Source organism: Pseudochrobactrum sp. AO18b (genome assembly GCF_000409565.1).
Classification (GTDB): domain Bacteria; phylum Pseudomonadota; class Alphaproteobacteria; order Rhizobiales; family Rhizobiaceae; genus Pseudochrobactrum; species Pseudochrobactrum saccharolyticum.
The window spans coordinates 1-560 of sequence record NZ_ANNO01000357.1 but is presented as its reverse complement, the minus strand read 5'-3'; the positions used below and the strand labels follow the sequence as shown (position 1 = coordinate 560).

The following is a 560-nucleotide window of genomic DNA, read 5'->3' as shown; positions in this document are numbered from 1 at the left end:
TCATTGCGCCCGGCTTTTTTTTACTAATCTGCTACAAGAAAAACATGACTAATATCAATTAGGAAAACGAACGGATTAGTTAACATGGCATCAGATGAGTTCTTTAATAATTCACCCAAATCAGAGCGCGAATATCTATCAAAGCAAATGAATGAAGCGCGACCTGTATTTAATGTTTTTGTTAAAGAAACCCCAAGCGACATAACATCTGGTTCTTGGGATTTAGTATCTTACAGTTATCAACTTGGTTTTGAGGCCATGTGGGATGCTGCGCGTTTAAATCCATCAGGGCTTTTAACCAGACCCCTACTCATGCTGTGGAGACAAAGCATTGAGCTTGCGTTAAAATCCGCGATCATTGCTGTAGCTGGAACGAACTGTCCTGCACTGAAACACGGACATAAACTCCCTAAACTTTTTTCAGGCTATGTTGAAGCGTTGAATGCAAAAGCTATTATCGTTGAAGATGAATTAGGCTCTGTTGCAAAAAATATAGTTGTCAAGGAAAGCCCCTCGTTCTCTGCTGTCAAGCGGTCTGACCTTGTAGATTCTGGGCGAGC

The 560-nt window shown here is 41.2% G+C and carries 1 protein-coding gene; it reads left to right on the top strand.

Annotation, left to right across the window (positions count from 1 at the left end):
- Positions 1–84 precede the first annotated feature (84 nt).
- Positions 85–560: hypothetical protein (locus tag A918_RS0113880; RefSeq protein WP_028233814.1), on the top strand; the 476-nt coding region annotated here is incomplete at its 3' end.